General features: G+C 47.0%; 13 protein-coding genes and 1 pseudogene. 11 read left to right on the forward strand and 3 right to left on the reverse strand.

Annotated elements, in window-relative coordinates:
- The first annotated feature begins 4 nt into the window (after window positions 1-4).
- From G4O42_RS04260 to G4O42_RS04280, 5 genes are all read left to right on the forward strand, one after another.
- Window positions 5-532, forward strand: a complete 528-nt coding sequence (locus G4O42_RS04260; RefSeq protein WP_032872403.1) for an SH3 domain-containing protein — start codon at window positions 5-7, stop codon at window positions 530-532.
- An 85-nt stretch (window positions 533-617) separates the two neighbouring features.
- Complete coding sequence (locus tag G4O42_RS04265) at window positions 618-953, forward strand: SdpI family protein (protein ID WP_032872405.1); 336 nt, start codon at window positions 618-620, stop codon at window positions 951-953.
- Window positions 946-1806: an alpha/beta fold hydrolase gene (locus tag G4O42_RS04270; protein WP_032872407.1), complete on the forward strand. Its 861-nt coding sequence runs from the start codon at window positions 946-948 to the stop codon at window positions 1804-1806. Before G4O42_RS04265 ends, G4O42_RS04270 begins: the two co-directional genes overlap by 8 nt.
- Before the next feature lie 211 nt (window positions 1807-2017).
- Entirely contained in the window at window positions 2018-2998 is a 981-nt protein-coding gene (locus G4O42_RS04275) for a glycosyltransferase family 2 protein (RefSeq protein ID WP_032872409.1), read from the forward strand.
- Window positions 2999-3034: 36 nt separating this feature from the next.
- Entirely contained in the window at window positions 3035-5620 is a 2586-nt protein-coding gene (locus tag G4O42_RS04280; RefSeq protein ID WP_032872411.1) for a YfhO family protein, read from the forward strand.
- Here G4O42_RS04280 and G4O42_RS04285 read toward each other — a convergent pair.
- Window positions 5617-6600 carry a metal-dependent hydrolase gene (locus G4O42_RS04285; RefSeq protein ID WP_003155481.1) on the reverse strand — a complete coding sequence of 328 codons (984 nt, stop codon included), beginning with the start codon at window positions 6598-6600 and terminating at the stop codon, window positions 5617-5619. The genes G4O42_RS04280 and G4O42_RS04285 overlap by 4 nt on opposite strands.
- Before the next feature lie 225 nt (window positions 6601-6825).
- Here G4O42_RS04285 and mutY point away from each other — a divergent pair, with 225 nt between their 5' ends.
- Complete coding sequence (mutY, locus tag G4O42_RS04290; RefSeq protein WP_007408562.1) at window positions 6826-7923, forward strand: A/G-specific adenine glycosylase; 1098 nt, start codon at window positions 6826-6828, stop codon at window positions 7921-7923.
- Between the two features lie 6 nt (window positions 7924-7929).
- On the opposite strand, the gene G4O42_RS04295 is transcribed toward mutY, so the two are convergent.
- Window positions 7930-8154 (reverse strand): hypothetical protein, encoded by a 225-nt coding sequence (locus G4O42_RS04295; protein ID WP_007408563.1) that lies wholly within the window; start codon window positions 8152-8154, stop codon window positions 7930-7932.
- A gap of 81 nt (window positions 8155-8235) precedes the next feature.
- Between G4O42_RS04295 and fabL the strand changes: the two genes are divergently transcribed.
- From fabL to G4O42_RS04320, 5 genes and pseudogenes are all read left to right on the forward strand, one after another.
- Window positions 8236-8988 carry an enoyl-[acyl-carrier-protein] reductase FabL gene (gene fabL, locus G4O42_RS04300; protein WP_032872413.1) on the forward strand — a complete coding sequence of 251 codons (753 nt, stop codon included), beginning with the start codon at window positions 8236-8238 and terminating at the stop codon, window positions 8986-8988.
- A gap of 83 nt (window positions 8989-9071) precedes the next feature.
- Window positions 9072-9224: pseudogene (locus G4O42_RS04305) on the forward strand (gamma-type small acid-soluble spore protein); the annotation flags it as partial.
- 159 nt (window positions 9225-9383) lie between these two features.
- Entirely contained in the window at window positions 9384-9650 is a 267-nt protein-coding gene (locus G4O42_RS04310; RefSeq protein WP_003155476.1) for a YgaB family protein, read from the forward strand.
- A 135-nt stretch (window positions 9651-9785) separates the two neighbouring features.
- Window positions 9786-10316 (forward strand): nucleoside tri-diphosphate phosphatase, encoded by a 531-nt coding sequence (gene ntdP, locus G4O42_RS04315; protein ID WP_003155475.1) that lies wholly within the window; start codon window positions 9786-9788, stop codon window positions 10314-10316.
- A gap of 81 nt (window positions 10317-10397) precedes the next feature.
- Entirely contained in the window at window positions 10398-12140 is a 1743-nt protein-coding gene (locus tag G4O42_RS04320; RefSeq protein ID WP_032872417.1) for an ABC transporter ATP-binding protein, read from the forward strand.
- 79 nt (window positions 12141-12219) lie between these two features.
- On the opposite strand, the gene G4O42_RS04325 is transcribed toward G4O42_RS04320, so the two are convergent.
- Complete coding sequence (locus G4O42_RS04325; RefSeq protein ID WP_032872419.1) at window positions 12220-13284, reverse strand: aromatic acid exporter family protein; 1065 nt, start codon at window positions 13282-13284, stop codon at window positions 12220-12222.
- Window positions 13285-13406: the final 122 nt, after the last annotated feature.

Below are 13406 nucleotides of genomic sequence, written 5' to 3' on the forward strand. Positions count from 1 at the left end.
CACAATGAACATGAAGAAGGGGTTAACCGCATTTATTCCGGCCGCAGGACTTTGCTTATTTTTAGCCGCAGGCACCGTGTTTTTTGATCCGGCAGCGAATGCCGCAGCAGTGCACCAGACAAAAATAGACACCGCAGCAGATACATATATCGTGAAAGCAGGAGAACTTAACGTCCGCAAAGAACCAAATAAACAAGGGTCGATTATCGGCACGCTTCGTTCAGAGGATTCCGTAAAGGTTAAACGGCTTCAAGGAGCAGATTGGGCTGAAATTGACTACAAAGGTCACAAAGCCTATATCTCCACACATTTTCTGATGAAGCAGCCGGTGAAGGCGGTGACGGCGAAACAAACCGCTTTTTATACGCCGACTTTGGAAACCGGCAAAAAAGGGTTCGTTAAAGCGGGTGAAACCGTCAATGTGCTCGGCTGGGGGTTCAGCCATGACGGAGGGTTTGACCGTAAATGGGCGTACGTCATATACGGCGGGAAAGCAGGTTATGTGAAAACGGCCGACTTAAATCGAAAATAAAGATTCAGGCAGGCGAATGAGCCTGCTTTTTTTCTGAAACCTTTCGCCTTTCCTTTCGTAAAAGATGAAAAGGAGAGTGACGGATATGATAATGGCAATCGGCGGCCTTCTGATGGCTGCGGCCGGCATTTTAGTCACATTTTTTCCGCCGAAGTCGATCAACAGCCTGTACGGATATCGGACGAAGCGCTCTATGGCGGATGAGTCGCAGTGGAAAGAAGGCAATCGATTCAGTGCGCTCCTCATGATTTTGTTCGGCCTTATATCGGCGGCAGCTGGATTTGCGGGCAGCCTGCTTATCCGGCTGACTCAGCCGTTCGCCCTGATCGTTCAGGCCGTATTGTTGATTGCGATCAGCGTACTGATCATCGTCTTAACAGAAAGAAGATTGAAACAAACGGGGAGGAGAATCGATGAATGACATTACGTTTCACATGATCGAAACAAACGGAGTGACGCTGCACACGGCTTCAGCCGGTCCGAAAGACGGTCCTTTGGCGGTGCTGCTGCACGGGTTTCCGGAATTCTGGTACGGCTGGAAGAGCCAGATCAAACCGCTGGCGGATGCCGGATACCATGTTGTCGTGCCTGATCAGCGCGGCTATAATCTCAGTGACAAACCGGAGGGCATTGAAAACTATACCATTGATACGCTCAGAGACGACATTATCGGGCTGATCACTCATTTTACAGATGACAAAGCCGTCGTCATCGGACACGATTGGGGAGGAGCCGTGGCCTGGCATCTGGCATCCACGCGGCCGCAATACGTTGAAAAATTGATCACGGTCAATATCCCGCACCCGGCGGTTATGCGGAAGGTCACACCGTTCTACCCGCCGCAGTGGAAGAAAAGCTCTTATATCGCTTTCTTTCAGCTTCCGGAAAAGCCGGAACGGAGATTGTCTGAAGACAATTACCGCGTATTGGATCACGCGATCGGCTTATCCGAACGCCCGGCGCTTTTTTCACGGGAAGATGTCGACAGCTACAAACAGGCATGGGGCAGAAAAGGAGCGCTCACGGCGATGCTGAACTGGTACCGGGCGATCAGAGCCGGCGGTTTAGGCCCTGCCGTTCCGCTAAAAATGCCCGTTCCGTACCGATTAATATGGGGCGTCAATGACCGCGCGCTGAGCAAAAAGCTCGCCAAGGAAACAAAACGGATGATTCCAAACGGCGACTTAATCTTTATAGACGATGCCTCACATTGGGTCATTCACGAAAAACCGCGCATCGTCAGCCATTTGATTCATGAATACCTTCAGCAATAAAGTCTGTCCCGCGTACAGACTTTTTCTTTTTTTTTCTCATATCTGCCGAAAAACATGACAAAATATAAACCATATGCAGAAAAAATTTTCTGCCCGTGTAACAAAAAAAGGGTTTAAACGTCATTAAAAAAAGGAAAAGCCTTACTGAAGTTTTGCGGACAATTCCTTTAAGGCCGTCCTAAAAAAAGAATAATACAAAGAAGGTGCCTTCATGAAACAAAGGTTAATCTCAATTATTATTCCGTCTTACAATGAAGGGAACAATGTCAAGCTCATCCATGAATCTTTAAAAAAAGAGTTTCAGACGATTCATTATGACTATGAAATTTTCTACATCAATGACGGAAGCGCGGATGACACCCTTCAGCAGATTAAAGAACTGGCCGCCAGAAACCATCGCGTCAAATACATATCTTTTTCCCGCAACTTCGGGAAAGAAGCGGCCATTCTGGCAGGATTTGAACACGTGCAGGGCGAAGCGGTAATCGTGATGGACGCCGATCTGCAGCATCCGACCCATCTGCTGAAAGACTTCATTCAAGGCTATGAAGAAGGGTATGACCAAGTCATCGCGCAGCGCAACCGAAAAGGGGACAGCCCTGTGCGTTCCGTGCTTTCTTCCCTGTATTATAAATTTATCAACAAAGCCGTCGAAGTGGATCTGCGTGACGGGGTCGGAGATTTCCGCCTGCTGAGCCGGCAGGCCGTTGATGCCCTTTTGAAGCTGAGTGAAGGGAACCGTTTCTCGAAAGGGCTGTTCTGCTGGATCGGGTTTGACCAGAAAATCGTGTTTTATGAAAATGTCGAAAGGAAGAACGGCACGTCCAAATGGTCATTCAGTAATCTGTTCAACTACGGAATGGACGGTGTCGTCTCCTTCAACAACAAGCCCCTGAGGGTATGCTTTTTCACCGGTATTCTGATACTTCTTCTGTCGATGGTTTATATTGTAACGACCTTTGTTCAGATTCTGACACACGGCGTGTCCGTACCCGGATACTTCACCATTATTTCCGCCGTGCTGTTCTTAGGGGGCATCCAGCTTTTGAGTCTCGGCATCATCGGAGAATACATCGGCCGGATTTACTATGAAACAAAAAAACGCCCGCACTATTTAATTAAAGAAGCGAATATAACATACGGAGAACAAAATGAAACGAATTATACAAAAAAGCGCAAGTGGAACCATTAAACAGCCGCCGCTGTGCGCAGGGTCTGGGGACGTTGTATGAAAAAAAATAAATGGATCTTGCCGGCAGCCTGTGTGCTGGCTGCGGCAGCCGCTCATATTTTTTTCTTAAAAGAGTGGTCGGCAGGCCGCTATATGACGGGGTCTGGAGACGGGATCGCCCAAATGGCGGTCTTCAAAAAGCTGCTGTTTGATCAATATATGAACGGCAGGCTGTTTTACAGCTATTCGTTCGGACTGGGCGGGGGAGTGTACAGTCAGCTCGGCTATTATTTCTCTACTTCTTTTCTATTCCTGTTTATCTCCGCCGCTGTCCGCTTTTTGCAGCTTATTCAGCTGACGGGCGAGGCTGATGCGCTGTTCTGGGCGCAGGCCTCCGTTTTTATCAGCATTGCCAAGCAGAGTTTTATCATATTCACGGCGGCGTGTGTATTCCGTTATTTCGTCAAACGGACGGTGCCTGCTTTTGCCGGCGCCGTGTTGTACGGGGTCTCGATTATCTACTTCCGGCATGAGGTATATTGGGACTTTTTCACTGACAGTATGGTGTGGCTGCCGCTGCTTGTGTTGGGCGCGGAAAAAATCATCAGGGAAAAAAAGCCGGCGTGGTTTATCTTCGCCTGTGCGCTGACATTGATCAACAACTTTTATTTTGCGTATATTAATCTGATTTTCATCGGCATTTATATCTTATTCAGGTGGGTGATCCCCCTTGAAGGCAATGAGGCGAAAAGGCTCACTCAATGCAGGATATTTATTCTGTCGGGTCTTCTCGGGTTCGGCATAAGCGCAGTTTCCTTTATTCCTGTCGTATACGGATACCTTCATAATCTGCGGCCGCCGTATTCAGAGCATATTGCTTGGCTTGATTTTTCCGACAACATTTTATTTTCAAGCCGGATTATCATCCTGCCGGCGGCTTTTTTGCTTTTTCTATTTACATTTACTTTATACAAAAACCGCTTGTTCCGGCTGTTTGCGGGAATCAGTCTGCTGTATATTCTGTTTCACTTCAGTCCGTTTGCGGCAAGTGCCTTTAACGGTTTTTCAGCTCCGCAGAACAGGTTTGAATACGTCCTCTGCTTCACGATTGCCGGAACGGTTTCAGCCGGGCTTTCTAAGCTTTCAGACATCAGCATGAAGAGTATGCTGATGTCCGCCGTACTCGTCGTTCTGCTCTATTGGAGCCAGGTGAGGCGGTACAGTCTGGATATTTCTGATCACGCCAACCTGCCCGTCATCCTTCTTCTGGTGCTGAGCATAGCCGCTTTCTTTGCAGCAAAGACAAGACTGAAAGGCGCGGTGCCCGCCGTCTATGCCGTCATTTTGCTTACGGCTGTGCTTACGGCTAATACATATGAAAAATATGCTTTATCAGAAGGCGGGAAGATTTATACGGTATCGCATACATTTATGACGGGTGCTGGCTATAAAGGCAAAGAACAATCGGAGCTCATTCAGCGTCTGAAAGAAAAAGACCCTGATCCGTTTGCCCGTTTAGATTGGATGAACGGTGTTTTCAATAACACCCCGATCATATACGGGTTCAACGGATTCAGCGTATACTCAAGCATACTGAACCGTAATCTGCTGTCCTTTTACTGGAACGACCTCCAGATTGACATGGGCAGAGAAAGCGTCAGCCGCTATGCGACATTAGGAAACAGGGCTAATTTATACAGCCTGCTTTACGGAAAATATTATATGACGGAAAAAACAAACGAGGCCGGCGTGCCGTACGGGTTCAAAAAAATCATGGAATCAAACCATTATGCGGTTTATCAAAATCAATATGTGCTTCCGTTCGTACGGACAGCCGATCGCGTATATAACGAGGGCGGCCTGAAAAAAGCTCCCGCCCTTGCCAGGGAACGGGCAATGCTTGACGGGATCGTCATGAAATCAAGCACAATCAACACGAAAAAAGCGCCTGAGGCGAAAAATATGATCCGCCATGCAGAGGTAGCGGCCGAACATGGCGATTATCATAACGGCATCCTGACGGTAAACGAAGACGGCGGCGGCCTGATCATTACGCCGCAAGCCGCTAAGATGGACGGCGGCGATTATTACGTCAGCTTTTATTTGAAGAATAAAGCGAAGGACCAGGGCTTTACATTAAAAGTGAACGATTACACGACAACGAGAAAATCGAATCAATCCATTTACAAAACAGGTGTCAACGATCTTACTGTGAGAGTGCCGAAAACAAAAAACATCCAAATCCGTCTGCCGAAAGGGTCGTATCAGCTTGACAGACTGGCGCTTTATGAAGAACGGTACGATACGCTGAAAAGCGTATACCGAAAAGCGGAAAAAGAACCGCCGGCCGATCTCAGCTGGCGCGGAAATACGCTTCATATCTCGTATGAAAACAAAACCCGCGCGCCGTATATCATGCTTCCGATTCCATATGAAAAAGGCTGGGAGCTGAAGATAAACGGCAGACAGGAGCAGATTGAAAAAGCGGATTATTCCTTCATCGGATTTAAAGCGCAAAAAGGAAAAAACGATATTCAATTAACGTATTACCCGCCGTTTTTTAAACCCGCGGCCGCTCTATCGGTGATCAGCCTCGTGTTTGCGGCTCTATATGTGAGAAGACAAAAAAAGCCCGGCTCTTAAACAGAGCCGAGCTTTAATTTTTTCTGCAGTTTTTCCTCGCTGAAAATCCAGCCCGTGTAAGAAGAGAGAAGCTCTAAATCATGACTGAGGTGGACGATGGCGACAAAAGGATAGTGGCCTTTGCTCCGGTAGCGCAAATCAATAAAGCGCACCTCATAATGATCTTTAAAGGTATCGACCTCCCACCTGTAAACGGGGGAAAATGAAAGAAAGGCTGCAATATTTTCGTCCTGTTTCGCGGCCTTCATCACATCGGTTTCCGGAACGGGCACGCGGTTGAATGTATCCAATATCACGACATGGCCGTCAAGGCTTCTGCCGACATAAAAGGCATGCGCCGTCGTCACGGCGATACGCCACTGCCTGAATTTCATCGTCGGCGAAATAATGATGGTTTCAATCTCCTCTTCAATCATTTCGCGCAGCCTTCGCTTTATCCGCAGCTGCATCAAAAACCGGACGGCGTAATATCCTGCGAGGATGATATAAAGCATCAGAAATGTCACGCCCGGATGACCTCCGATATACCACACAGCAATCGCGGCCAAATGGCTGACGAAAATAAACGGATCAAAGGTATTGATTAAACCGAGAGCGATCCATTTTCTCGAAAACGGGCGGATGGCCTGTGTGCCGTACGCGTTAAAAATGTCAACAAACACATGCAACACGACAGCGAGGAGCGTCCACAGCCACAGGTGCAAAAAGTTCGCTTCCGGATAAAACATAAACAAAATACCCGGAATCAGAACGGACCAAAATAAAACGGCGGGAATGGAGTGCGTGAACCCTCTATGATTTCGAATATAAACGGCATTATTTTTCAGCTTCAATATGGTATCAATATCAGGTGCCTGAGAGCCGGCAAGAGCGGCGATCATAACTGCCTGAGACATGGGGGTGTGCATGCCGACGGCAGGATCAAGAGTTGCGATTCCGCCAAGCGCGATACCCATGACAACGTGAGTGCCAGTATCCATTGTTGACCTCCTAGCAGGCGTTAACAATCAGTCGCCCGCATATTTCGCATTATAAGATATTCCCCATTTTCTGTTTGCCCAATCATGGCGTTTATCCGCCGTTCTCATATGTTTCCGCTTTTTCTTTATCACTATTTAATGTAACATATTATCGTAACGTGCCCTAAGTTTACACCAAAATACGGTGTCAAGAAAAGCGGAACCCGAAACATCTGAGGAGAAGATATGAACGCACTTGAAGAAAAAATGAAACAAAAAGATATAGACAAATTTCGCGAGGACTTAATTACATGGTTCGAAAGAGAACAGAGAATTCTGCCGTGGAGAGAAAATCAGGACCCGTATCGGGTGTGGGTGTCAGAGGTGATGCTGCAGCAGACGCGCGTAGATACCGTCATCCCTTATTTCCGGCGGTTTGTTGAGCAATTTCCGACCGTTTCGGCGCTCGCTGAAGCCGATGAGGAAAAAGTGCTCAAAGCCTGGGAAGGGCTGGGTTATTACTCCCGTGTAAGAAATCTGCAAAGCGCTGTAAAAGAAGTGCATGAGCGATACGGGGGAGTCGTCCCTGCCGAGGAAAAGGAATTTGGCGGACTGAAAGGCGTCGGCCCTTATACAAAAGGCGCCGTGCTCAGCATCGCATACAACAAACCGATTCCCGCCGTAGACGGCAATGTGATGCGTGTCATGTCGAGAATTCTTTCCATATGGGACGATATCGCAAAACCTAAAACCAGAACCATTTTCGAACAGGCGGTATCCGCTTTCATTTCTCATGAAAAACCATCTGAATTCAATCAGGGTTTAATGGAGCTCGGCGCGATCATCTGCACCCCGAAATCGCCGTCCTGCCTGCTTTGCCCCGTACAAAAGCACTGCTCGGCATTTGCGGAAGGGACAGAGCGGGAGCTGCCCGTTAAAAGCAAAAAGAAAAAGCCCGGAATAAAAACAATGGCAGCCGTTGTGCTGACAGACGATCAAGGCGATGTCTATATTCATAAACGGCCGCCAAAAGGCTTGCTCGCCAACTTGTGGGAGTTTCCGAATACCGAAACCCAGAAAGGAATCAAAACCGAAAGAGAGCAGCTTGAAGCCTATTTAGAAAAAGAGATGGGAACAACCGCTGAAATTGGGGAGCTGGAAGGCATCGTAGAACATGTTTTCACCCATCTCGTCTGGAATATTTCGGTCTTTTTCGGTAAAGTAAAACAAGTGTCGGATACAACGGAATTCATACGGGTCACAAAAGAGGAGCTCGAGGAATACGCATTTCCCGTATCCCATCAAAAGATATGGAAAATGGCGGAAGAAAGCGGCCGCCTGTAAAAAGCGTCAGTCATAGCTGACGCGAGTGCCGTGGCCGTAATCCGCTTCATTCCGTTTCAGTCCGCCGCGGGCTTCGATTTCCTGAATCAGTTCCCGGTATTTGGACTGGCCTTCTTCGTTTAAATACGGCATAATTTGCTGGAAGGCATGATGGAAATAGGCGAGCTCTGAATCTCTCCAATCTTTTTTGGGCATCATGGCCAATTCGCCCATATCACGTCCGACATACATATAAAAGACCCCTTTCAACACATATTGCTTTTATTGTTTGTTGAATGAAAAGAACTATACACAGCAAGGAGCTGAGGAAAAATGGAACAAAATAAATGCGCACTGATCACGGGAAGCAGCCGCGGCGTCGGGAAAGCAGCGGCCATCAGACTCGCGGAAAAAGGATACAACATCGTCATCAATTACGCCCGCAGTAAAAAAGCGGCATTAGAAACCGCCGAAGAAATTGAAAAACTCGGCGTGAAAACGCTCGTCATTAAAGCCAATGTCGGCCAGCCGGCAAAAATCAAAGACATGTTCCGCCAGATTGACGAAACATTCGGCAGACTGGACGTGTTCGTCAATAATGCGGCTTCAGGCGTGCTGAGACCGGTTATGGAACTTGAAGAAACACACTGGGACTGGACGATGAATATCAATGCGAAAGCATTGCTTTTCTGCGCCCAGGAAGCGGCAAGGATGATGGAGAAAAACGGAGGCGGCCACATCGTCAGCATCAGCTCGCTCGGCAGCATCCGCTATCTTGAAAACTATACGACGGTCGGTGTCTCAAAAGCCGCTTTAGAAGCGTTAACCCGTTATCTGGCGGTTGAGCTGTCTCCGAAAAATATCATCGTAAACGCGGTGTCAGGCGGAGCGATTGATACGGACGCGCTGAAGCATTTCCCTAACAGAGATGAACTGCTGGAAGATGCCCGCCAAAATACGCCGGCCGGCAGAATGGTCGAAATTAAAGATATGATCGATACGGTGGAGTTTTTAGTTTCTTCAAAAGCGGACATGATCCGCGGTCAGACCATCATAATTGACGGCGGACGCTCTCTGCTCGTATAAGTTTTAAAAAAGATGAATAGCCTTATCGTCTCCTGCGCATTCTAAAGTGCGTGGAGGTGATAACAATGGCAAACTCAAAATTCAGCAAAACAGACGTTCAGCAGGTGAAAAGACAAAACCAGCAATCAGCTTCCGGTCAGGGTCAATTCGGCACTGAATTCGGCAGTGAAACTGATGTGCAGCAGGTAAGAAAGCAAAACCAATCTGCTGAACAAAACAAACAACAAAACAGCTAATCACTGAAACGAAAAAGCACTTCATCTTCGGATGAAGTGCTTTTTTTTGTTGCCAAAACGACAAAACTTGTGATTCCTCTACAGAATGAGTCAAAGGGTTTTCCGGCGGAAAATCGAAATGGTAAGGAGTATCAACCTAAAAGCCTAAGGAGGAACCCGATGTCAGAGTTTGAAAAGCTTGTAAGTGAACAGATGAAAATCATGGATCAGCTTCTCGAGCTGCAGTCAGAACTTGACCGCTGCCGGCAGGTGGAAGCGGAACTCATCAGTCTGGAAAGAGATGCAAAGCTGGACAATGTACAGGACGAAATTGCGACAAAGCGAAAAGACCTGGCCGGCATACAGGAGTTATTCCAAAGGCAGACAGAGCAAGTCATCCAGTCTTATCGCAGCACGGAAAAGCCGTCTTCCTATGTGCAGAAATGAATGTGCCATTCCGGAAGCGGAGTGGTTCTTTTATTTTCATTTTTTAATTCGTAACGTTATAATAGTGAAAAGACTTGTCGGAAAGCAATTGCGGCTGCATTGACTGCAGGGCTTTACAGAAAGTAGGGGAGAAATATGGGGTATCCCAAGGAAGGAGAAACCATTCAAATTCACAGCTATAAGCATAACGGGCTGCTTCATCGAATTTGGAATGAAACGACGATTTTAAAAAGTACGGAATTGTGTATCATCGGAGCCAACGACCGGACAATGGTGACGGAATCCGACGGACGGACGTGGGTGACGAGAGAACCGGCGATCTGCTACTTTCATGCCCGTCAGTGGTTTAACGTCATCGGAATGCTGAGAGATGACGGGGTGCACTATTATTGCAACATCAGCTCGCCGTTCGCTTATGACGGAGAGGCCATCAAATATATTGATTACGATTTGGATGTCAAGGTGTTTCCGGATATGACGTATAACATTCTTGACGAGGATGAATACGATGACCACCGCAAATCAATGAATTACCCTAAAGAGATCGACAGCATTCTGAAGGAGTATCTGAATACGCTGCTGCACTGGATTCATCAGCGGAAAGGACCGTTTGCTCCGGAATTTGTTGATATGTGGTATGAACGGTATCTGCGCTATACAAAATAAAGATACAATAAAAAACCTGTTGGGGTGTCAACAGGTTTTTCACATGGGCTCACACGCCTTAAAGAGAGAGGGGGATAAAGTGTGGGCGTAATCAGACGCTATATGCAATTTGTAAAACCTTATAAAAAACAAATTTTTATCACAGTGTTAATCGGCATCATAAAATTCTCCATCCCGCTGGCTCTCCCGCTTCTGTTAAAATACGTGGTCGATGACATTATTCAAGGGAGCGGAACGGCAAGCGCTAAAACATCATCGCTATTCACGATAATGGGCATCATGTTCGTGCTGTTTTTAATTCTGCGTCCCCCGGTAGAGTACTATCGGCAATACTTCGCGCAATGGACGGGCAGCCGGGTGCTCTACGATATCAGGGGGGTATTGTTTGATCATATTCAAAAATTGAGCCTGAGGTTTTATGCCAACACGAGAACGGGCGAAGTCATTTCCCGGGTGATAAATGATGTCGAACAGACAAAAGACTTTGTCATAACGGGACTGATGAATATCTGGCTTGATATGATGACGGTGCTGATCGTCATCTGCATTATGTTTACACTCGATGTTAAGCTGACATTGATATCTGTCATTTTGTTTCCGTTATACGGAATTTCAGTGAAATACTTTTACGGCCGTCTCCGAAAACTGACACGTGAGCGTTCTCAGGCACTTGCCCAAGTTCAAGGACATTTGCACGAAAGAGTTCAGGGGATGCCCGTTATCAGAAGTTTCGCCATTGAAGATTATGAACAAGCCAATTTTGATGAAAAAAACGGACATTTTCTGGACAGGGCGATCCGTCATACGAATTGGAACGCAAAAACGTTTGCAGTCGTGAATACCATTACGGATTTGGCGCCGCTGCTTGTTATCGCGTTTGCGGGTTATTTTGTCATAAACGGTCCGCTGACGGTAGGGACGATGGTTGCGTTCGTCGGCTATATTGACAGAATGTACAACCCGGTCAGAAGATTGATCAACTCATCGACGACGCTGACCCAGTCGATCGCTTCAATGGATCGCATATTTGAATTTATCGACGAGCCGTATGAACTGACTGATAAACCGAATGCACTAAAAGCTGACGACATTAAGGGCGAAGTCGAATTCCGAAATGTCTCGTTCCGTTATGAGGAAGGAAAAGAAACGATTTTGCAGGACGTTTCCTTAAAGGTGACAAAAGGGGAAACCGTCGCGCTCGTCGGGATGAGCGGCGGCGGAAAATCGACGCTTGTCAGCCTCATACCGCGTTTTTATGATGTATCCGGCGGCAGCCTGCTGATTGACGGAACGGATATTCGCGAGTATGAAGCGAGGAGCCTCCGCAATCAAGTCGGAATGGTGCTTCAGGATACGTTTCTGTTCAGTGAGACGATTCGTGAAAATATCGCCATCGGTAAACCGGGAGCGTCTCTGGATGAGGTGGTTGCGGCTGCGAAAGCGGCAAATGCCCATGAATTTATTATGAATTTCCCCGAAGGCTACGAAACCAAAGTCGGCGAACGGGGCGTCAAATTGTCAGGCGGGCAGAAACAGCGGATTTCCATCGCGCGTGTATTCTTAAAAAATCCGCCGCTGTTAATCTTGGATGAAGCGACATCGGCTCTTGATCTTGAAAGTGAACACTACATTCAGGAAGCGATGGAAAAGCTTGCGAAAAACCGGACGACATTTATCGTCGCCCACAGGCTGTCCACGATTACGCACGCGGATAAAATTGTCGTCATGGAAAACGGCGCCGTCGTCGAAACCGGCACGCACGAGGAATTAATGGCCCAAGGCGGCCAGTACAGACACTTATTTACGATTCAGAATTTGAACTGATACAAAAACTTATGCCGTCCGAATGGGCGGCATAAGTTTTTTTGAATGCAAAAAAACCCGGTTTTACGGAAGCACCGGGTTACTCTTCGTCTGTTTCTAATTCGCTGTCTTCCGGGTGGTATGTCTGAAAACTCGTAATTAATGTATCGAGATGCTCCAGCTGCTCGCGGTATTCCGCAACCGCAGCCATAATGCTGAGCATATTGTAATCAAGCAGTTCATCCTCGCAGTTCTGCTGATTTTTCAAGAAAGACTTCGTCAAAAGCTGTTTATATCTTATGCTTTCTTCAGCATCGTCATCATGCGGTTTGATCTTGCCGACCGTCCGCATCAGAATCCTTTCGTGCCAATGAAGCAGATAATCAATTTCTTCTGTCAGCGTCTCCTGAAATTCCTCCGGCATATGATAAATCTCGTTTTCATAGCGGTGCAGCTTTTTCAGCGTATCAAGCGCCCGATTCGCCGTAATAATCGCCTGTCTGAATAAAACAAGCTTGCGCGACTTTACATACGTCGTTTTCTTAAAGTAGCTTCTCTCCTCTTTATAAAGAAGGTACGTATGATCAAGCTTCATCATCTTTTCCTTCAGCTTCTCAATATCCTCTTTCAATATCGAGTGTTCCGTGGACTGGCGCATCGTCAGCCTGATCCATTTCATGATCTCATCGGTATATTCAACCGTATGATGAGTCAGCTTCGTTTCGTATTTCGGCGGAAGAAACACAAGGTTCACAATAAAAGAAGACAGCACGCCTAAAATAACGGTGCTTGTTCGTATCAGAGCGAACGTCAGGAAGCTGTTTCCCGGTGTTTCTAAAATTGCGATAACCGTCACGAGCGCAATCGAAATGGTGTGTTCAATTTTCAGTTTTAACATGATCGTGATGACAATCACTGCGGTCAATCCGATCATAATCGGACTCGGTCCGAAAATCAGTCCGAATGCCGTAGCGATGACAGCGCCGATGATATTTGCCTGAACCTGATCAATAATAATAAGAAAAGACCTGTAAATAGAGGGCTGTATGGCAAATATAGCTGCAATCCCGGCAAAGATCGGCGACGGAAGTCCGATCCATGATGCTAAGTAGAGCGCGAGCGTAATCGCAATCCCTGTTTTAAAAATGCGGGCACCAAGTTTCATTGGTTTGTGCGTGCATTCCTTTCTCTAATAAATTATGTGCCGAACGAACGGCTGACACTTACATTTCCCTGTCGGCTGATTTGCTAAACAATAAAGTAATATACAGGGATCATACCAATTAT

Origin of the sequence: Bacillus sp. LUNF1, assembly GCF_011008975.1 — a bacterium.
Taxonomy (GTDB): Bacteria; Bacillota; Bacilli; order Bacillales; family Bacillaceae; genus Bacillus; species Bacillus velezensis.